This is a genomic window from Neglectibacter sp. CSJ-5 (genome assembly GCF_032490475.1).
Lineage (GTDB): Bacteria > Bacillota > Clostridia > Oscillospirales > Acutalibacteraceae > Hominenteromicrobium > Hominenteromicrobium mulieris.
In genome coordinates, this window is sequence record NZ_JAVYJC010000004.1 from 235,503 (window position 1) to 254,579 (window position 19,077).

A 19,077-nucleotide genomic window follows, 5' to 3' on the forward strand; every position below is an offset into this window, starting at 1 on the left:
TTTTCCTTTAATAAGTGAACCGCGTTGTGTATTCCGAATCGTTTTGAATCTCCCCGGCGGGCATGCCGCCTGCGGCAAAGGTGATGTCCACCCGCTGCCACTCATCCGCTTTTGCGCGGATCTCCACGGTGATCCACCCCTCGCTCTCCACATAAAAGCTGTTCCACGCGTGGTAGGTCTCCTCACCCACATAACCCGTGATGAGCTTGCACGGAATGCCCTCGCTGCGCAGCATGGCGGCGGCAAGGCTTGCATAATCAAAGCATATACCCTTGCCGGTCTTTAAGGTCTCATCCGGGGAGGGCAGGTAGCCGTTCTGCACGGTCGCCGCTTTTTCCGTATCGTATTGGATATTCTTCACCATGTAGTCATACACGGCGGCAGCAATGTCCGCATCGGTGGTGCAGCTTGCGGCCAGCTCTTTCACCTTTTTGATGCAATCGGAGCTTTTGTTGTAATTCACCATCTGGTTCGGGCGCAGGTACGGCTGAAATTCATCTTTCAGCGTCACGTCGCGGTCTTCGCTCCCGATACACGCGTATTTGCTGTCGCCCACCTGCTCCATCAGGCGGAACGTGTATGTGCCGTCTCCCATATTGAGCGGGAAAAATGTCGCAGTGCCGTCGTTCGGCAAGTCATAGTTATATTTATCCTCGCCGCAGACAATCTGTATTTTTAATCGCGTATCGCTCTGCGCTTTTACGCCGATGATGCCGCCTTCAAGCTGGGAAAGGTCAATCTCTCCGCTGCCGAACGCGGTCGCTTCCTCTTCGTTGAAGACGGAATCCCGAAAAGCGGGGACCTCGTAGGGCGCGGCGTTGCTGTCCGTGACATCGCCCGCCGCCGGCTTGGCGTCGTTTGATGCCGTGCCCCGCGCCGCACAGCCGCAAAGCAGCAAAATAAGCGCCAGCGCCGCCGCTAACAGCTGAATTTTTTCTTTCATGCCGCACCCCCTGTCTTTTCTGTGTATACTAAATATTATTTTATCTTGTTTTTGTCTTATGCGCAAGCCCTGTGCAAAAATCTTCCGTATTGTCCCTACCGTCAATATTTTCAAAAAAACATCGGAAACTATTGATAATATATAATATTATAGACATAAATTTCACTAAAAATGTCCACCGTGAACGGCGACGTGCTATATGACAAGGGCGGCGAAATCACACAGTGCAGTTTCAATGCCGAGTTGCTCGCGGGCACGGCCGGTTTACGCAGCTTGCCGGGCGTTCTTTTTGTTTTTCCGAAATTTTGGTGCAGGAGTTTTCCACGAACACATTGACAAACCGCGCAAAAAAACGTATGCTTATATATAGAGTTATATCTAACTTAGAAAGGAGCGCTTGCAGATGACGTACACCATTAAGGAAGCCTCGGACATCACGGGCATTCCGGCGACCACGCTGCGCTATTACGATAAAGAAGGCATCCTGCCGTTTTTGGAGCGGAAGGAATCCGGCCACAGAATGTTTTCCGAACAGGATCTTTCCATGCTGCGCATTATCGAATGTTTAAAATGCACGGGCATGTCCATTAAAGATATTCGCCAGTACGCGGTGTGGGCACAAATGGGTGACTCCACCCTGGAGCAGCGCTACAACCTGTTTCTTGAGCGCCGCGAGGCCGTTATGGCACAAATCAAGGAGCTTGAAGATCAGCTTAAAGTAATCGATTATAAGTGCAAATACTACGAAGAAGCCATTGCCGCCGGTACGGAAGACATTCACAAGAACAAAACAGGCAACTGCTGCAACGACAAAAAAGAAAACAAAGACGCGTAAGTTCCGCAAAAACCAAGGGCACGGAGTTTTAAAGCTCCGTGCCCTTTTGCTTTATTTCCTTATTTTAGCCCTGCACAGACCACGTGATACCCTGCGGGGTATCCTTCACAACGATATGGCGTGCGGCAAGCGCATCGCGAATCGCGTCGGCAGTTGCCCAGTCCTTTGCCTTTCTGGCTTCCGTGCGCTTTGCGATGAGCGCTTCGATCTCCGCGGCTTCCTCGGCGGTCATGCCCTCCGGCACAGCGGACTTCTGCGCATTCTGCTCCTCGCGCAGCGCCTTTGCAGCTTTCAGCAAGCCGAGGGACAACACTTCGTCAAACTCCTTGATGAGCGCAAGCTTGTCCGCGTCGGAAAGCTTGGCTTTCAGTACGTCGTACAGCGCTGTGAGTGCCAAGGACGTGTTGAGGTCGTTTTCCAGCGCCGCGCGGAACGAGGCACGCAGCGGCTCCATGGCAGCTTCGTCGTGTTCACCCTCATTTTTCAGCGCCGCAATACGGGAAACGAGCTTTTTGTACGCCGTGGCGGTGTTGTCCAGGCTTTCAAACGAGAACGTCAGCGGCTTTCTGTAATGGGACTGTAAGCAGAACATGCGGTATACAAGCGGCGCGTAGCCCTTTTCCTCAAGCAGCGAAACCGTGAGAAAATCGCCCTTTGATTTGCTCATCTTGCCGCGCGCGTCCAAAAGGTGCAGCACATGGAACCAGTATTTGCACCATGGGTGGCCGAGATACGCTTCGCTCTGTGCAATCTCGTTTGTGTGGTGCGGGAACGCGTTATCGATGCCGCCGCAGTGAATGTCGAGATATTCTCCAAGGTACTTGATGCTGATGCCGCTGCACTCGATGTGCCAGCCCGGATAGCCCACGCCCCACGGGGAATCCCACTTGAGCTCCTGGTCGTCAAACTTCGACTTTGTAAACCATAGTACGAAGTCGCTCTTGGAGCGCTTGTTTTCGTCCTCTTCCACGCTGTCACGCACGCCTACGGCGAGACTCTCTTCCTCCATGTTGCCGAAAACATAATAGTTTTCGAGCTTGGAGGTATCAAAATAGACGTTGCCGCCCGCGATATACGCATAGCCCTTTTCAAGGAGCACCTCTACCATGTGGATGAATGTATCGATGCAGCTCGTCGCCGGAACGACAATCTCCGGGCGCTTGATGCCAAGCTTTTCGCAGTCACTGAAAAATGCGTCGGTATAGAACTGCGCAATCTGCATGACGGTCTTGTGCTCGCGGCGCGCGCCCTTGAGCATCTTGTCTTCGCCGGTGTCGGCATCGCTGGAAAGGTGGCCGACGTCCGTGATGTTCATGGCGCGGGTCACGTCATAGCCGAGGTAGCGCAAGGCTTTTTCCAGCATATCCTCCATGATGTACGAGCGCAGGTTGCCGATGTGCGCATAATGGTACACGGTTGGGCCGCAGGTGTACATTTTGACTTTGCCGGCTTCGTGCGGAATAAATTCTTCTTTTTTCTGTGTTCTTGTGTTATAGAGCTGCATACAGGTGCTTCCTTTCTGCTTATTCTTCCTTATTCTTCTCCGCTTTCTGTGCGGTCAGCTTGCTTTTTTCTCTGCGGCAGCTGTTCAGCTCGCCGTGCAGGCGCTCAATTTCAAGCCGCATGCGGCACATTTCCTGCGCCACCGGGTCGGCCACGTGGATCTGATCCAGCGTGCTGTTGTCCATCACACGCTTGCCGCCCACGCGCACGATGCGCGCCGGTACACCGACCGCCGTTGCGTTATCGGGCACGGCATCCAGCACCACGGCACCCGCCGCCACACGGGCGTTATCACCCACGCGGAACGGCCCCAGCACCTTTGCGCCCGCACCGACGAGCACGTCATTTCCAAGCGTCGGGTGACGCTTGCCCTGGTCTTTGCCCGTGCCGCCGAGCGTCACACCCTGATACAGCGTGCAGTTGTCACCGATAACGGTGGTTTCGCCGATGACGACACCCATACCGTGGTCGATGAACAGATTTTTGCCGATCGTCGCGCCCGGGTGAATCTCTATACCCGTTTTGCGGCGCGCGCGCTGCGAGATATAGCGCGCGATGAATTTCATATTATGACGGAAAAACCAGTTTGCCTTGCGGTAAGACCGCACCGCTTTGAAGCCGGAATACAGAAAATAAACCTCCGCACGGCTGCGGGCGGCTGGGTCGCGCGCCATCACGGCGTCAAGCTCTGCCTTTAACTTAGAAAACATGACGTAAATCTCTCCCTAAAAACAAAAAGCCCCAAGCGCACAACATAGGCGCTCGGGGGCGAAATGTACCAAAACATTCATGATACAATAAATCCGCGGTTCCACTCCGGTTTATCACTCAAACGGCGTAACGTACCGTACCCGTATGCGGCTCACTTTCGCTCACCGCATCCGCTCGCGAATGCACTTCGCCCGGCTCTTTTCTGCGGCGGCTCTCAGCCCATGACCTCCGCTCTCTATCGACTGTCCCCGGGGTACTCGTTCGGTCTCAGCGTTTGCTTTATGACAGTATTTTAACACAGCCCCTTTAAAAACGCAAGTCCAAAGATCACCTCTCCGCGCCATTTTATGCGGCTTTTTTCTTTTGGTTCTTTTAAAATACGCGCATATAAAAACAGGGTACGCACTTTTTTACAGTGCATACCCTGTTTTTTTAGCAATGATTCAAAAATTAAAGCTGCTCGTCGATGATCTTTGCCTTTTCAAGCGCACGCTTCTGGAGCAGTGCGTCGATCTTGGCGTGCGGGTCAAGCAGGGAGCTGATGGAAGCGTCGTGGTTCAAAGCGGAGATGAAGTAAGCGATGTACTTCGAAACGTCGACTTCATGGAACCACGGGCGGTTCTTCAGTTCCGGGTTAAGGTACGTCAGGTTGCTGCCGAAGATGCCGTCGATGAGGCCCTCTTCATACGCTTTATCGAACTTTGCGAGGCCGTTCGTGAAGATGGCATACGTGCCGTAAGCGAAGAAGCGGCGTGCCTTGCGGGCCTTGACGTTCTCTGCAATGTCGAGCACGGACTCGCCGGAAGAGATGATGTCATCGGCAACAAACACGTCCTTGCCTTCGACCGGGGTACCGAGATACTCATGTGCAACGATCGGGTTGCGGCCGTCTACAATGCGGGAATAATCGCGGCGCTTGTAGAACATGCCCATCTCCACGCCGAGCACGGAAGCATAGTACATGTTGCGGTTCAACGCACCTTCGTCCGGGCTGACAATCATGAAGTCTTTCTTATCGGTGGAAAGATCCGGGAAGTCCTTGAAGAGCTTCTTTAAAACCTGGTAAGTCGGCATCAGGTTATCGAAGCCCATAACCGGCACAGCGTTCTGCACGCGCGGGTCATGTGCGTCGAATGTCAAAACGTTGGAAACGCCCATCTGCTGGAGCTCCTGCAGCATGTACGCGCAGTCCAAAGACTCGCGGTAGCTGCGGCGGTGCTGACGGCCGCCGTAAAGCAGCGGCATCACAACGTTTACGCGGTGTGCCTTACCGCTTGCCGCCTGAATGAGACGCTTCAAATCCTGATAATGGTCATCCGGGGACATGTGGTTCTCGTTGCCGAAGTAGTTGTAGGTCAGGCTATAATTGCCTACGTCTACAACAAAGAACAGGTCATAGCCGCGCACGGTCGACTTGATAAGACCCTTGCTGTCGCCGGAAGAGAAACGCGGGCAGCTGTTTTCGATGATGAACGTGTCCACATCCATACCGGCACGCTTTGCCCAACGCACCAGATGGGCCTCAACCTTTTCGGAAAGCTCACGCGCACCGGCAAGCGGTACGATGCCAAGCGGTGCTACGCGATTCTCTGCACTGAAAAACGTCTGTGATTCCATTGCCATTTGATTACTCCTTCAAACTGCATATTCCGTTATTTGCCTGTCCGTTTTACACGAACAATGTCGGCTCTTGTCTATTTCAATATAGCACAAAATAGCGAGAATTTCCACAGCAAATACGCAAAATATTAAACTTTTGTTAAATCCGATAAGAGGGCAATGCCAAACGGAGCGAGTTTGATTGAATTTACCGTTTGATCTGTACCGTACAACTTGTAGTCGCGCGGCAATTCCACGGTTTTTCCGCTTTCCGTGTAGTTTTCTACAAAAATGATATTCTCCTTTTCGCCGTGGCGGATGTGTGCCGTTACGCCGTGCGGCAGGGCGCAATCGAGCGCTTTTTCAATGTGCAGCGTCTCAATCATCTCGCCGTACAGTACAGAAAGCATATCGCTGCCGGTACGGGCCGCAATGTAATACGCCTCTCCCTTGCCGAACTTGTTTTTCGTCAGCGCCGCTTCGCCTGCGTAGAAATCTTTTTCATATGTGCCGAGCACCTCCGCCGTCAGCAGGTGGATACGTGCACAAAGCTCCATAGCATCGTAACGGCTGCCGTTAAACACAATGCCGTTTTTTATGCCGTCCGGCAGGCTGTCGATTTCTTCGTTCCACACGCCGAACACGTCCATCATATCGCCGGGGAGGCCGCCCATTTTGCACAGGTCGGTATCGTCCACGATGCCGCTCCAGTACGTTGTAACGAGCGTGCCGCCGTTTTCGACAAATTTACGCATCTTCTTTTCAAAGCCTGCGCGGTACATATAGAGCATCGGCGCAATGACAAGCTTATATTTCGAGATATCGCCGTCCATATCGACGATGTCCACCTGCACGCCCTTATCCCAGAACGGACGGTAGTGCGTCAAGAGCGTCTCTACATATTTTTCGTCTTTATCCTTGTTGCGCGGGCCCGCGGCAGCATCCAGCGCCCAGCGGTTTTCCACGTCGTATACGATGGCGACCTGCGGCTTGACTTCGGTGCCGTATACGTCGCCGCGCTCGTTCATGCTCTTCAACTCAGCGCCGACGGACTGCACGTCCTTAAACACACGGGTGTTCTCGTTCGTGACGGAGTCGAACACGCCGCCATGGCTGACATGGTCGACGACCGCGCCGTGGAACTTTTCGCAGGAGCCGCGGCTTTTTCTGAACTGGAAATACTGCACGGAATTTGAGCCGTGTGCAACCGCCTGCATGGAGGAAAGCAGGTGCATGCCCGGGCGCTTCAGCATGCTGATGGGCGTCCAGTTCGTCATGCTCGGCGTGCTTTCCATCAAAAGGAAGTTTTCGTGCTTGATCGAACGCATCACGTCGTGCGTCATCGCAGAAGAAACCGCAATCTCTACGTTATCGGTCGTATGCCACTGCGGGTAGTTGTCCCAGGAAACAACGTCAAGCTCCGGGCCGAACTTGAAGTAATCGAGGCCATCGTAGAAGCCCATCAGGTTCGCCGTCACCGGGATATCCGGGTTTACTTCCTTTACGGCGTCGCGCTCCATTTTCATGAAATCGACGGTCTGGTACGTGACAAAGCGCTTCCAATCGAGCGTCAGACCGTGCACGTTCATTTCGCCGTTCGGCTGCGGCGCGTGAATCTGGTCCCAGCTCGTATACGTGTGGCTCCAGAAGTCTGTCCACCACGCGTGGTTCAGGTCGTCGAGCGTCTTATACTTCTTTTTCAGCCAATCGCGGAACGCCTGTTGGCACAGCGGGCAGTAGCACTCGCCGCCGTACTCATTAGAAAGGTGCCACAAAATGACGCCCGGGTGATTTGCAAATCGCTTTGCAAGGCGCTTATCCATCTCGCGGGTCTTCTCTCTGTACACGGGAGATGTATAGCAGTGGTTATGACGCGCGCCGGAAAGGTCGCGCACACCGTTATTCTGCACACGGCGAATCTCATCATACTTTTCGCTCATCCAAAGCGGCTTTGCACCGGACGGCGTGGCTAACACGGTATAAATGCCGTTTTTGTAGAGATTGTCGATGATCTTCTCCAGCCAATCGAAGTCGTATTCGCCCTCACTCGGCTCCAGATGTGCCCAAGAAAAAATACCGACCGACACGCAGTTGATATCCGCTTTCTTCATCAGCTCCACATCCTGCTTGAGGATTTCGGGATAGCGCAGCCATTGCTCGGGATTATAATCGCCGCCATGCAGCAGCTTCGGAAATTTCGGTGTAAGGGGCCTCATAATAAAATACCTCCGTCAGCGCGGCTTCCCGCGCGTAATCTACACCCAGTATACAGGTTGTACGGACAAATTTCAAGTGTGAATTTCACATTCTTCATTCTTTAGTCTTTGCCGCGTTCTTATGCGCATGTAATAAAGAAAAGCGCACAGATTTTGTTTTCTGCACGCTTTTTAGCTTCATATTTTTCTGAAAGGCTTCTTTTATTCGCCCGCTTTACTTTGGCTTGCGCCAAGCCCTCTCGTCAGCTTATGCATTCTCACAAAATACGTCGTGACAAGCAAAATAGCCGCACCGGCCCAAGCCGTGACCTCCGCATAGAAAATACCCTCCTGCCCGATAACAAGCGGCAGAAACAACGCCACGCCAATACGCATCAGAAATTCCATGATGCCCGAAGCCATCGGCATGATGGTATCGCCAAGCCCCATCAGCGCGGAGCGGTAAATGTGCAGCATATAGAGGATAGACAGACAAATACTCATGATATTAAGATAGTGTATTGCCACCTGCGACGAGATCGACACTTCCTCCGCCGTGCCGGAAATAAACAGTGCGATGCCGTATTTTCCGAAAATCAGCACAAAAACCGTAATGACGACCGAGGTCAGCAAAGCGATCCACGTTGCGGAGTGCATACCCTTTTTCACGCGGTCTAAAAGCCCCGCGCCGAGATTCTGCCCGACATACGTCGTCACGGCGTAGCCGAACGAAACGGCGGCAATCTCCAAAATACCGTACAGCTTATTCGTTGCCGTAAAGCCCGCCACGAACAGCGTGCCGTAGCGGTTGACGACCGACTGCACCACCATGCCGCCCACGGCGATGATAACATTCTGTGCAGCGACCGGCGTACCGAGTCCCAAAAGGCGCTTTGCTATTTCCGGATTGAGCCGGAAATACTCTTTTTTCAGATGGATGACCTTCACGTGCAGCACAGCGCGCAAACAGTAAAGCGCTGCAAAAAGCTGTGCGATGACCGTTGCGACGACCGCACCCGCAATGCCCCAGTGGAACACCATAACAAACAGCAGATCAAGCCCGACATTCAGAATAGATGCAATGACCATGGCATACAGCGGCGTTTTGCTGTCGCCGAGCGCACGCAGGATGCTTGCAAGCACGTTATATGCCATGATGATGGGTATACCCGCAAACATGATGCGCAGGTATGTGAACGCGCCGCCGATGATCTCCTCCGGCGTGTTCATGGCGCGCAGCACGGGTGCCATGGCGACTTGGCTCAGAATGACGGTCAAGATTGAAATGACCGCCGAAAGCGAGATCGTCGCGCCGATGGAGCGGTTAAGACCCTCGTGGTCTTCCGCGCCGAAACGCTGCGCCATGTAAATGGAAAAGCCCTGCGCAAAGCCTTGGATAAGCCCCAGCACGAGCCAGTTCAGCCAGTCCGCCGCACCGAGCGCCGCCAGCGCGTTTACGCCGAGCGCCTGCCCCACAATGGCGGTATCCACCACCGTGTAGAACTGCTGAAACACGTTGCCCAGCATCAGCGGTATCGCAAAAGTGAAAATCAGCTTTGCAGGGCTGCCTTTTGTCATATTTTGAATACGTTCTGTTTTTGCCATAAACCCCTCATGATTTCGCCGAAAGTTTTTCCGGCAATTTTTGAATACGAATGTAATATGTCACGCACAGCAGTGCCGCCGCGCCGAACCACGCGGAGACCTCTGCAATGCAGATGGAAAGAAAACCCAGATCGAACACTTTAGAGAGCACGAGCACAACGGAAATGCGCAGAATTAGCTCCAGCGCGCCGGAGAGCATCGGCACCACCGTGTCACCGAGACTTTGCAGGGAAAAGCGGTAAACGAACAGCAAACCCAGCACCCACATCATCGCACCGCAACACAGCAAATACGGATACGAAGCTTCGATGACCGCCTGCTCCACGCCGGAGACGAACACCGCCGTCAGCTGGCGACCGAACAGAATCATTGCGCCGCCGATGAAGAAATCGACGATGAGCACCATCAAAATGCAGCGGCGCACGCCGACTTTAATGCGGTCAACGCGTCCCGCGCCGAGGTTCTGCCCGACATACGTGCCAAGGGATAACCCGATGATGTTGCACGGCTGTTCCGCAAGACCGAAGATTTTCGAGCCCGCCGTATATGCCGCCACAATCGTAGAACCTAAACTATTCACAATGCCCTGCAAGATCATACCACCGATCGCCGTAATGGAATTCATAATTCCGACCGGCAAACCAAGCTTCAATAAGCCAAAAATAATAGACTTATCCATGCGCTTTTCGCCGGCTTTAAACCGCAAAACCGGCATACGGCGCAACACGAAAAGACACATCAGGCCGGAAAGCAGCTGTGCCAAAACGGTCGCCCACGCAGCGCCGGCCACACCCCATTTAAAGGCCATGACAAACAGAATGTCCAGCCCGATGTTCACTGCCGAGCTGATGAGAATGATAATGAGCGGCGACATGCTGTCGCCGAGCGCTCGAAGAATACTCGAAAGCGTATTGTAAAACACCGTCGTGAAAATGCCGATGAAAATAATGCGGATGTACAAAAGTGCGTCGTCGAAAATATCGGTCGGCGTACCCATCAGTGTCATGAGCGGGCGCGAGAAAATGAGACTTAACGCCGTGATGACCGCCGCGCTCATAAAACCGAGGTAGCCCGCGTTCATCACCGTGCGGCGCATGTCGCTTTCGTCGCCTGCGCCGAAGCGTTGCGAAATCAAAATGGAATACCCGTGCGTCAAGCCGTTGATGAAACCAAAAATAAAGAAATGTACCGAACCCGTGGAACCCGCCGCCGCAAGCGCGTTGACGCCTACACCGCGGCCGAGCACCATAGCATCCGCCACAGAGTATAACTGCTGAAACACATTGGCAACGAGCAAAGGCAGTGCAAACGCCAGCAAAAGCTTTACCGGGCTGCCCTTCGTCATATTGCGAACCACAAAATCGCTCCCTTCAAAAGACACTTTAGCTACCATTATATCGGATAAAATGCTGCAATTCAATGCCCATATGTCGTTTTCGAGGGGTGTAAACGCCGAATTTTCCTATTCTTTTTTGGCTAATTTGGCGCGATTTCGGCTTCAGCAACAAGCCGTGTAAAAAAGCAGCGCCATGCAAAAGCCGCACAGCGCCGCGTGAATTTTGTTCAATCAAACGATGTAATCGACCGCAACCGCCTTTTCGCGAACCGTCGCAACATAAGTCTTCACCGTGTTGCAGTGGTACGGGTCTTTCTGGTATTCTTCGAGCGCCTCGGGGCTCTCGAGCGTAACGGTCAGGCAGACGTCAAAGGAGCGCTCGGAGTGGAGGAAATCCGCACCGGCTTCCACGTCAAGTGCCTGCGGCACGCGGCCCTTCATCGTCATAAAAAGATCGCGCAGCTTTTCGCACTGCTCCTTGGAATTGTCCTTGAGCTTGATCATTAAAACATGCTTTACCATTTGAAAAACTTCCTTTCGGATAAAATTATTGCATAGCTAAAGAAAACCATGGTTAAAAGTTTTGCTCAAGCTTTTTCAAAAGCTTGCAGGTTCTTAGGGCAGCGCCCTACATCGCTTTCCGCAGAAAGCGAAATCTCTTTGCATTCGCAAAGTCAGAAAGGGAGGACGAAACTTCCGGTGGACGTTTCGTCCGAGGGAAACCCTACTAAGGGGTTTCCCTATGAACTTGTAACACAAGTTCATAAAAATCGAACCCAGTCTTCCCCGAAAGGCGTCCAAAGCCGCCTTTAAAAAATCGACTTATTCTATCTAACCCCCGAAACCACCCTGTCGAGCGCGCCCAAGTCCTTGTGAATCCGCACATCGCGCAGACCGGCGGCTTCAAACAGCACCTTTACCGCCTGCCCCTGCGTCTCACCGATTTCCACGGCAAGCACGCCGTTCGGATGCAATTTTTTCGCCCAAATATCGCAGATCGCGCGGTAGAAGATGAGGCCGTCCGCGCCGCCGTCCAGCGCCGTTTTCGGTTCTTTCTGCACTTCGCGCTGCAAAAGCGGCAGCTCGCTTGTCTCAATATACGGCGGGTTCGATGCGATGAAATCGAACCCATCCGGCAGCGTCTCCGCAAAAGCTTTATCTAATATGTCGCCCTTTACCGCCGTCACCGGCAGCTCCGGGTAACGCGCCAAATTCTCGTTTAAATAGTTGAATGCGCCGTCGTACAGCTCCACTTCCGTCACTTCGGCGTGTGCTTCTTTCGCGATGGAAAGCCCCACCGCACCCGTGCCGGCGCAAAGGTCAAGCCCCTTCGGCAAATTCTCGGTTTTCGACAAACGCTTGCACACTGCTTCCACCAAAACAGCGGTGTCCTCGCGCGGAATCAGCACGCCCTCTCCGCAGGAAAGCGTCAGGCTCATAAAGTCCCACTCGCCAAGCAGATATTGCAGCGGCTCGCCCGTTTTGCGCTTTTCGAGCGCGAAAAGCACCGCTTGCTCCGCTTCAGACTCCGCCGGCTTATCGCCGTGCAGCAATAACTCTGTGCGGTTCGCGCCGCAGAAATGCTCCAAAAGGCACGCGGCTTCAAACGTCGGGTCTTCCGTGACGGGTTCAAGCGCCGTTTTCGCTGCGCGGTACAGCTCGTTCAGCGTCATCGGATAATATCCTCGCCGTTTTCCGGGATAACCGCTTTCATCGCCGCAATAGCGGCTTCCATCATCTTATCGGTCGGCTCTTTTACGGTCAAACGCTGAAACCACAGGCCCGGCGCCGCAATGATGCGCGTCAGCACGTTATCGTACTTGCCGCAAAGTTTGATGAGCTCATAACCGATGCTGACAACGATCGGCAGGCACAAGAGCTTACAGAATGTGCGCAGGAACGGATTGGAAAACGGAATGAAAAAGCCGATGATGATGCCGAGTAAAAGCATTAAGATCATAAAGCTGGAGCCGCAGCGCGGGTGGAAGCGCTTTTGCTTCCGCACATTTTCCACGGTGAGCGGCAGGTCGTTTTCATAGCAGAAAATCGTCTTGTGCTCCGCGCCGTGGTAGCGGAATGTGCGGTCAATCTCCGGCATTTTAGAGATGATAACAATGTACAGTACAAAAATGACGATACGTAAAAGGCCCTCAAACACCGAACGCCAACCACTGATGCCGTCGCCCGTGAGCATCATCAGCCCGTTAAAGAGAACCGCCGGCAAAAAGAAGAACAGCAGCACCGCAAGCGCCACGCCCAGCACACCGCCCACGGCGACGACCGCATTCATCACCTTGTCTCCGAATTTCTTTTCGAGCCACTTTTCAAATTTCGAGGGCTCTTCCTCTTCCTCGCCGCCCACTTTATCCGCCGAAAGCGTCAGCGCCTTCATACCGAGGCGCAGGGTATCCACCATAGAGAACACGCCGCGTATAAACGGCTTTTTCAAAATGGGGTATTTTTCGCGCAGCGACGGCGTGGAAACCTCCTCCGTTGTAATATTTCCGGCTTCGTCACAAAAAGCCGCTACGTTTTTCTTCGGGCCAACCATCAAAATGCCCTCAAGCAAGGCCTGCCCGCCGATAGATGTTACGCGTTTTGCCATTTTTTCTCCTTTTGCTTATAAACAATATTTAATTCTGTTTTCTCTCCACGACCTGCACCTGCGCGGTGGCGGTGGGAATCTGCGTTGTATTGGAAAGCTCGGGGTTCGTCTCGAGTTTTTTCATGGTCGGTATCGTGATGATGACCGTGGTGCCCATGCCTTCTTCGCTGTCAACATCAAGCGAGCCGGAGTGCAGCTCCATGATCTCATTTGCGACGGCGAGGCCGATGCCGTTTCCGCGCACGTTTTGGTTTGCTTTGTAGAACTTCTTTTTGACGTTTGGCAGATGCTCCGCCGGGATGCCGCAGCCACTGTCCTTGATGATGACGCGGATAAACCCGTCGTCCTCATACGCGGAAACGCGCACCGTACCACCGGGATTCGTATATTTCAAAGCGTTGTCGATGACGTTGATGAACACCTGCCGCAGGCGGTTCACATCGCCCAAAATCGGCGAAAGCATCGTATCCTCCTCATCGTAAATGAGGTTTTTATGCTCCGTTCGCGCGCGGTCGGTGAACATGTACACGGCCTCATCCAGCTCCGCCAAAAGATCGATCTTCTTGAGGATCAGCCGCATTCTGCCGCTTTGCATGCGGGAAAAATCCAGAAGCTCCTCCACCATGCCGGAAAGACGTTCTGCCTCGCGCACGATGACGTTCATGCCCTTATCATACGTTTCGCGGCCGATGCCGCCTGTTTGCAGCGTTTCCGCCCAACCCTTAATAGCCGTCAGCGGTGTGCGCAGCTCGTGCGAAACAGAGGAAATAAAGTCGTTTTTCATTTTTTCCGCTGCGCCAAGCTCTGCCGCCATGTCGTTGATGGAGTCGCACAGTGCGCCGAGCTCGTCGTCCTTCTCTTTCTTGACGCGCACGTCAAAATCGCCCTTTGCTATTTTTTCCGCTGTAGCATTGAGTTCCCGAATGGGCGTGATAATAGACCGCACGAAATAAATACCTGAAAGCGTGACGAGCACCAAAATGAGTACACCGATGCCAATCAGGACCAGCACGACATACGTAATCTGCCGGTCTGCGCGCTCCATAGAGACGATGTACCGCACCGCGCCGAGCACCGCGCCGTTTGCGCCGCGCGCCACGCGCGAGACGGCCATGACCTTCTCGCCGCTTGCGAGCTTGCCGATCCAATAGCCGTACCCGTTTTCACTGTGCAAGGCACTTTCAAAATCGGGCTTGCTCTGGTTTTGGTCCGGCGCAAAGCCGGAGGAGGTAGACAAAATGCTGCCCGAACGCGAGACCGCCATGACCTCCATGAGGTCTTTATCCGGGAAATTTTCGGTGTAGCTTCTGGCTGCAGCGTTAAACTCGCTTACGGTTTTCATGCTGCCAGAAAGCACGGTGGGCAGCTCGTCGCTGCGACCGATGAGCGTCATTTGTATGCCGTTATAGGCATAGCTCTGCACAACGAAAGAAAGCGCCGCAATACAGGCTGTAAATAATAAAATCATCACACCGAGGCTGTTAAACAGCCAGCGTCTTGCGATACCTTTTTTGAACACGCGCTTTCCTCCTTTCTGTGCTTCTTTTTGTGGAATAGCCTATTTTTATCATTTTAAATGACTTGCCTTGCAAGTCATTCAGGAAACCCCTGGATAGGGTTCCCTACGGCTGAATAATTCACTGGATTATTCAGCCTACCTTCCTGATCTTCGGGTAGGCAAAAGGATTTCGCACTCTGCGGAGCTCGACCAAAGGTTTCCCCTTTGGAATCCACAACCGAACCATAGGTTCGGTTTGACCTTCATTTGAAAAAAGGTCGATCAAAACTTTTAGCCGCGCTTTCACGCAGTCTCGTTCTTATTTATCCCACCGATAGCCGATGCCCCACACGGTGACAACATGTCTCGGGTTCGAGGGCTCGTCTTCGATCTTCATTCTCAATCTGCGAATATTCACGTCTACGATTTTTTCCTCACCGACATATCCGCTGCCCCAGACGTGCTTTAGAATTTCGGAGCGTTTTAACGCCTTACCGGCATTTGAGATGAAGTATTCCATGATCTGAAACTCCACCTGTGTCAGCTCCACGGGGTTGCCATCTTTTGTGAATGAGCGGTTGCGCAGGTTCAGCACGAAGCGGCCGGAGCGCAGCTCTTCGGAGAAATTCGGCTCTGCGGCTCTCGTAAACTGTGCCACACGGCGGTAAACGGCGTCCACGCGCGCCACGAGTTCTGAGGGGCTGAACGGCTTCGTCACATAATCGTCCGCGCCCATCATCAGGCCCGTCACCTTGTCCATTTCCTGTGTTTTCGCCGTCAGCATGATGATGCCGATGGTCGCGTTTTTCTGTCTTAATTCCTTACATACGGCAAGGCCGTCCAGACTGCCGGGCATCATGATGTCCAGCACGGCCACGTCAAAATCGCCGCCGGCCTGCTCGTACACGCGCAAGGCTTCCTCACCGCTTGCGGCTTCCACGCAGTCGTACCCCGCGCGCTTTAAATTGATGACCACAAACTCGCGGATATTCTGCTCGTCCTCTGCCACCAATATCTTTTTCATGTTCGTTTCCCCTTTCTGTCCCCCATTTTCAGTCTATATTTATTCCAGCACTTCAAATCCGCTTTGCAGCGTTTTTTCGTCGCTTTCCGCCATGGAATCGTCCAAAATGCGCAGCACATACACGCGCCCGGCGGAGCTGCTCAACAGAATATCTTCGTCATCCTGTTCTTTTTCCGCCCAGTCTTCCTCCGTATATACCCGAATGGAGAACTTATCCTCCCGACCGAGATAATTGCCGTTAAAGCCGATCTGCGTATACGTAAAGAATGTCGCTGTGCGGGTCACGGTGTCATTTTGGCAGCCGTAGTTATCCTCACTGCTCGGCAAAAACAGGTTGTAGTTTTCCGCCGTATTCAAAATACTCTTGCACACCGGCGTCAACGTGTTGTCCTGTAAGCTATACGTGTTCCACGTGATGACATACCCGGTGGAATCCGCCGTCGTTTCGCTGCCGTTTATCGCCAACTTCGCCGTTGGAATCTCCAAAATGCCGTCTTTATTCACATCGCGCGAGACCGCTGCGGCCGCCGTTGGCCGATCCGTCGCGTTTTCTTCGTTTGATAGCGGCGAAACGAGTCTGTCCGACGCTTCGTCATACCCAATAACCTGCGTCAGCATGCGCCCGTCCGCTTTCACGCCGTCCAGCACCGCTGCGCGCCGCCAGGAATTCACCTGCGAAAAGCTTACGGAGGTGTAACGCGTCACCGCCGCATCGAGCGGCACGGTTTTGGAGACATACGGCTGGTCTCCGTCAAAGCGGTATAACCCGCCGAGCGCGGTGATCTCCTCTCCGCTCGTCTGCGCCGCCTGCAAAACGAACAGCTCTTTTATATTGTCGCTGTCAAAATCCGTCAGCAGCATTTCGCTGTAAGAGACCGTTGTCATGGAGAATTCGCGGATCGTGTCTCCGTCCACATAATAAACCGAAACGCTTGCCGTCGCCGTGAGCGGATCTCCCCAGCCCACGATGATCTCGTCCATACCGTCGCCCGTCAAGTCACCGAAAAACACCTTGTCCACCTGCGTTGCCGCCGAGGTAAACCGCGCCATAGAGTTCCAAACACCGTCCGTGTTTTTCTTAAAAAATTCCAGCCGCGTGCCGCCCGCGTCGCCGTTTGCACAGAAGCTCACGACCTCCGAAGTGCCGCACCCGTCTAAATCGCGCGAGATGATCGCCGAGCGGTAATCGCCGCATTTCGGGTAAACGAGCGTCACGTCACCCACGCCGCCGCCCATCAGGGCATATATCGCTTCTCTGTCTGCCGTCGTCTTCGGCGGAGACATCAGCGCTTGCGCATCAAGACCCGTCAGCTCGCTGCACCCCGAAAAAGAAAGCGCCAAAAGCACGGCGAGCACCGCTGCAAAAAGTTTTTTCAGTTTTCCGCGCATCACCGTCACCTCCTGCGCAAATTTATAATATCAATATAAGTATAGCATATCCCCCGCACCGCCGCAAGCAGTCAGGGGCGCTTTGGCGTCCTATAAAAATTAAATTTCTGTGACAGCATTGAGAAACCGGCGCGCGCGTGGTAAAATGGAGAAAATATCTCGAAAGGATTCCGCATGAAACAAACAATGCACAATACCCGCGTGCGATGGGTGCTCGGCATTCTCATTGCGCTCACGCTTGCGTTCATCTGGGGCAACTCCATGCAGAGCCGCGCGGTCTCCGGCAGCATGAGCAGCTCCTTAAAAACGTGGCTCGAGCAGCTTCTGCACACGGAAATCAGTGAATTTTTGCTGCGCAAGGCGGCGCATTTTTCGGAATACGGCCTTCTGGGTGTGGAATTTTCGCTTCTGCTCGGCCTGCAGCACGATAAAAACGGCAAAAATCTCCAGCACGGGCGCAATCTTCTCGACTTTCCGCTCATCGGCATGCTGTGCGCCGTTACAGATGAGACCATTCAAATTTTCTCCGGCCGCGGTTCGCTTGTTTCCGATGTTTGGATCGACACCGCCGGCTTTTCGACCGGATTCTTTTTGACCGTTCTGCTCTTTCTTTTTATCAATCACTGTAAAAAAGCCGGGTAACCGGCAACCGGAAAGGATAAATACCATGAAACAGCATATTTTGAAAAAGGTTCCCCTCTTCGTCACCGTGTCCGTTCTGCTCACGTGCATCGTGTTTTCCGGCTGCGCGGGCCGCACCGTCATCACAGATGCGCAATTCAAGTCCGCCTGCGAGGCTGCCGACTGCGAAGTAACGGACGTTTCCGACCAGTTTGACAGCAGCGTCATCACAAAAGCGCTGACCGTTTCGGGCGATGATTACTCCTTAGGCTTTTTCACATTCGCTTCCACGGACAGCGCCAAAACGAACTACGCGCAGATGCTTTCAAGCGTCAGGACCTCCGAGGGCAAGGCGGTCGATTCCAGCGAATACAACCGCTACACGTATAAAGGCGACGACCTCACAACGGTACTCTACCGCAACGGCACCACGATTCTTTTCGCCACCGGCGCGGATAAGGACACTGTAAATAAAGTCGTAACAGCATTGGGACTTTAACTTTTAAAGGCTCGTCGGCAAAACCGACGAGCCTTTAAAAATACCTTGCCATGCGGGCAGCGGCGTTCGGGATGAATGTTTCCGCCCGCTCTGCTATATAAGCCGCCGTCAGCGCACCCGCGCCGACGTACTCCCCATACTCCGTAAACAGGCTGCGCGCCGCGATGCGCTCTGAAAACCGCACCGTCACGCACAGGAAAAACCGGCTGCCGATCCGCCCCAGCGCCGAAGAAAGAACATGGAGCGTGTGCACGGCACGCTCCACCGCATCCATCAAATGCCCCACGGTCTCAAAGCAAAACGTCAGCGGCACGGGCGGCGAAACGATACGAATGCCACCACCCCCTTTCCGTTCCCAAGGCACACCCGCAGGTGTATCTTAAACCAGTTTACGCCAAAGGCAGGTACACCGTGCCGATTTTTCTTTGAAACCTTGACATTTTCTTTTTACGTTCTGATCATTACCAAAGTTAGTTATGATCTGACATCGGTGAAACACTGAACCGGCCGCGCCCCGGTGTGACCCGTACCGTAAAGGAAATAGAGCAAAAAGACTACCTGCAAAAGACCGCTTCCGAGGAAGACGGTCGCGTGACCTACATTTCCGCAACGAAAGCTTCAGCGGTAATGTAACCGTCACGTTAAGCAACGGCAAAGTGGATGTTCCGTTCGATACCGGCACAGGCACATGCAAAGTCAGCACACTCAGCGGCA

General features: G+C 53.4%; 18 protein-coding genes. 4 read left to right on the forward strand and 14 right to left on the reverse strand.

The window, feature by feature from the left end:
- Positions 1 to 7: 7 nt before the first annotated feature.
- Positions 8 to 943 (reverse strand): transglutaminase-like domain-containing protein, encoded by a 936-nt coding sequence (locus R2K26_RS10005; RefSeq protein ID WP_316520420.1) that lies wholly within the window; start codon positions 941 to 943, stop codon positions 8 to 10.
- A 403-nt stretch (positions 944 to 1,346) separates the two neighbouring features.
- On the opposite strand from R2K26_RS10005, the gene R2K26_RS10010 reads away from it, so the two are divergent.
- Entirely contained in the window at positions 1,347 to 1,778 is a 432-nt protein-coding gene (locus tag R2K26_RS10010) for a MerR family transcriptional regulator (RefSeq protein ID WP_316520424.1), read from the forward strand.
- Between the two features lie 64 nt (positions 1,779 to 1,842).
- Here the strand turns inward: R2K26_RS10010 and cysS are convergent, their stop codons facing one another.
- From cysS to R2K26_RS10070, 12 genes are all read right to left on the reverse strand, one after another.
- A complete protein-coding gene (cysS, locus tag R2K26_RS10015) occupies positions 1,843 to 3,282 on the reverse strand; it encodes a cysteine--tRNA ligase (RefSeq protein ID WP_316520427.1) in 1,440 nt (479 codons plus the stop codon).
- 19 nt (positions 3,283 to 3,301) lie between these two features.
- The gene (gene epsC, locus R2K26_RS10020) at positions 3,302 to 3,991 is read right to left on the reverse strand and encodes a serine O-acetyltransferase EpsC (protein ID WP_176820403.1); all 690 of its coding nucleotides are present in this window, start codon (positions 3,989 to 3,991) and stop codon (positions 3,302 to 3,304) included.
- Positions 3,992 to 4,442: 451 nt separating this feature from the next.
- Positions 4,443 to 5,615: a ribose-phosphate pyrophosphokinase gene (locus tag R2K26_RS10025; RefSeq protein WP_308449411.1), complete on the reverse strand. Its 1,173-nt coding sequence runs from the start codon at positions 5,613 to 5,615 to the stop codon at positions 4,443 to 4,445.
- Between the two features lie 125 nt (positions 5,616 to 5,740).
- Entirely contained in the window at positions 5,741 to 7,807 is a 2,067-nt protein-coding gene (locus R2K26_RS10030; protein WP_316520435.1) for a beta-galactosidase, read from the reverse strand.
- A 201-nt stretch (positions 7,808 to 8,008) separates the two neighbouring features.
- The gene (locus R2K26_RS10035; RefSeq protein ID WP_316520438.1) at positions 8,009 to 9,391 is read right to left on the reverse strand and encodes an MATE family efflux transporter; all 1,383 of its coding nucleotides are present in this window, start codon (positions 9,389 to 9,391) and stop codon (positions 8,009 to 8,011) included.
- A 7-nt stretch (positions 9,392 to 9,398) separates the two neighbouring features.
- A complete protein-coding gene (locus R2K26_RS10040) occupies positions 9,399 to 10,748 on the reverse strand; it encodes an MATE family efflux transporter (RefSeq protein ID WP_316520441.1) in 1,350 nt (449 codons plus the stop codon).
- A gap of 210 nt (positions 10,749 to 10,958) precedes the next feature.
- Positions 10,959 to 11,249 carry a Dabb family protein gene (locus R2K26_RS10045; RefSeq protein WP_176820398.1) on the reverse strand — a complete coding sequence of 97 codons (291 nt, stop codon included), beginning with the start codon at positions 11,247 to 11,249 and terminating at the stop codon, positions 10,959 to 10,961.
- A gap of 305 nt (positions 11,250 to 11,554) precedes the next feature.
- Positions 11,555 to 12,400, reverse strand: a complete 846-nt coding sequence (gene prmC, locus R2K26_RS10050; RefSeq protein ID WP_316520445.1) for a peptide chain release factor N(5)-glutamine methyltransferase — start codon at positions 12,398 to 12,400, stop codon at positions 11,555 to 11,557.
- Complete coding sequence (locus R2K26_RS10055; protein WP_316520447.1) at positions 12,397 to 13,332, reverse strand: DUF1385 domain-containing protein; 936 nt, start codon at positions 13,330 to 13,332, stop codon at positions 12,397 to 12,399. Before R2K26_RS10055 ends, prmC begins: the two co-directional genes overlap by 4 nt.
- A gap of 28 nt (positions 13,333 to 13,360) precedes the next feature.
- A complete protein-coding gene (locus R2K26_RS10060; protein ID WP_316520450.1) occupies positions 13,361 to 14,851 on the reverse strand; it encodes a HAMP domain-containing sensor histidine kinase in 1,491 nt (496 codons plus the stop codon).
- 298 nt (positions 14,852 to 15,149) lie between these two features.
- Complete coding sequence (locus R2K26_RS10065; RefSeq protein WP_308449418.1) at positions 15,150 to 15,854, reverse strand: response regulator transcription factor; 705 nt, start codon at positions 15,852 to 15,854, stop codon at positions 15,150 to 15,152.
- 39 nt (positions 15,855 to 15,893) lie between these two features.
- Positions 15,894 to 17,243, reverse strand: a complete 1,350-nt coding sequence (locus R2K26_RS10070; RefSeq protein WP_316520455.1) for a VCBS repeat-containing protein — start codon at positions 17,241 to 17,243, stop codon at positions 15,894 to 15,896.
- 174 nt (positions 17,244 to 17,417) lie between these two features.
- Between R2K26_RS10070 and R2K26_RS10075 the strand changes: the two genes are divergently transcribed.
- Both R2K26_RS10075 and R2K26_RS10080 read left to right on the forward strand, forming a co-directional pair.
- On the forward strand, positions 17,418 to 17,885 hold the full coding sequence (locus R2K26_RS10075) for a VanZ family protein (RefSeq protein WP_316520457.1): 468 nt from the start codon (positions 17,418 to 17,420) through the stop codon (positions 17,883 to 17,885).
- A 25-nt stretch (positions 17,886 to 17,910) separates the two neighbouring features.
- Positions 17,911 to 18,363 (forward strand): hypothetical protein, encoded by a 453-nt coding sequence (locus tag R2K26_RS10080; RefSeq protein ID WP_316520460.1) that lies wholly within the window; start codon positions 17,911 to 17,913, stop codon positions 18,361 to 18,363.
- A gap of 34 nt (positions 18,364 to 18,397) precedes the next feature.
- Here R2K26_RS10080 and R2K26_RS10085 read toward each other — a convergent pair whose 3' ends face one another.
- Positions 18,398 to 18,727, reverse strand: a complete 330-nt coding sequence (locus R2K26_RS10085; RefSeq protein WP_316520464.1) for a hypothetical protein — start codon at positions 18,725 to 18,727, stop codon at positions 18,398 to 18,400.
- 122 nt (positions 18,728 to 18,849) lie between these two features.
- Between R2K26_RS10085 and R2K26_RS10090 the strand changes: the two genes are divergently transcribed.
- Positions 18,850 to 18,996 (forward strand): MarR family transcriptional regulator, encoded by a 147-nt coding sequence (locus R2K26_RS10090; RefSeq protein ID WP_176819663.1) that lies wholly within the window; start codon positions 18,850 to 18,852, stop codon positions 18,994 to 18,996.
- Positions 18,997 to 19,077: the final 81 nt, after the last annotated feature.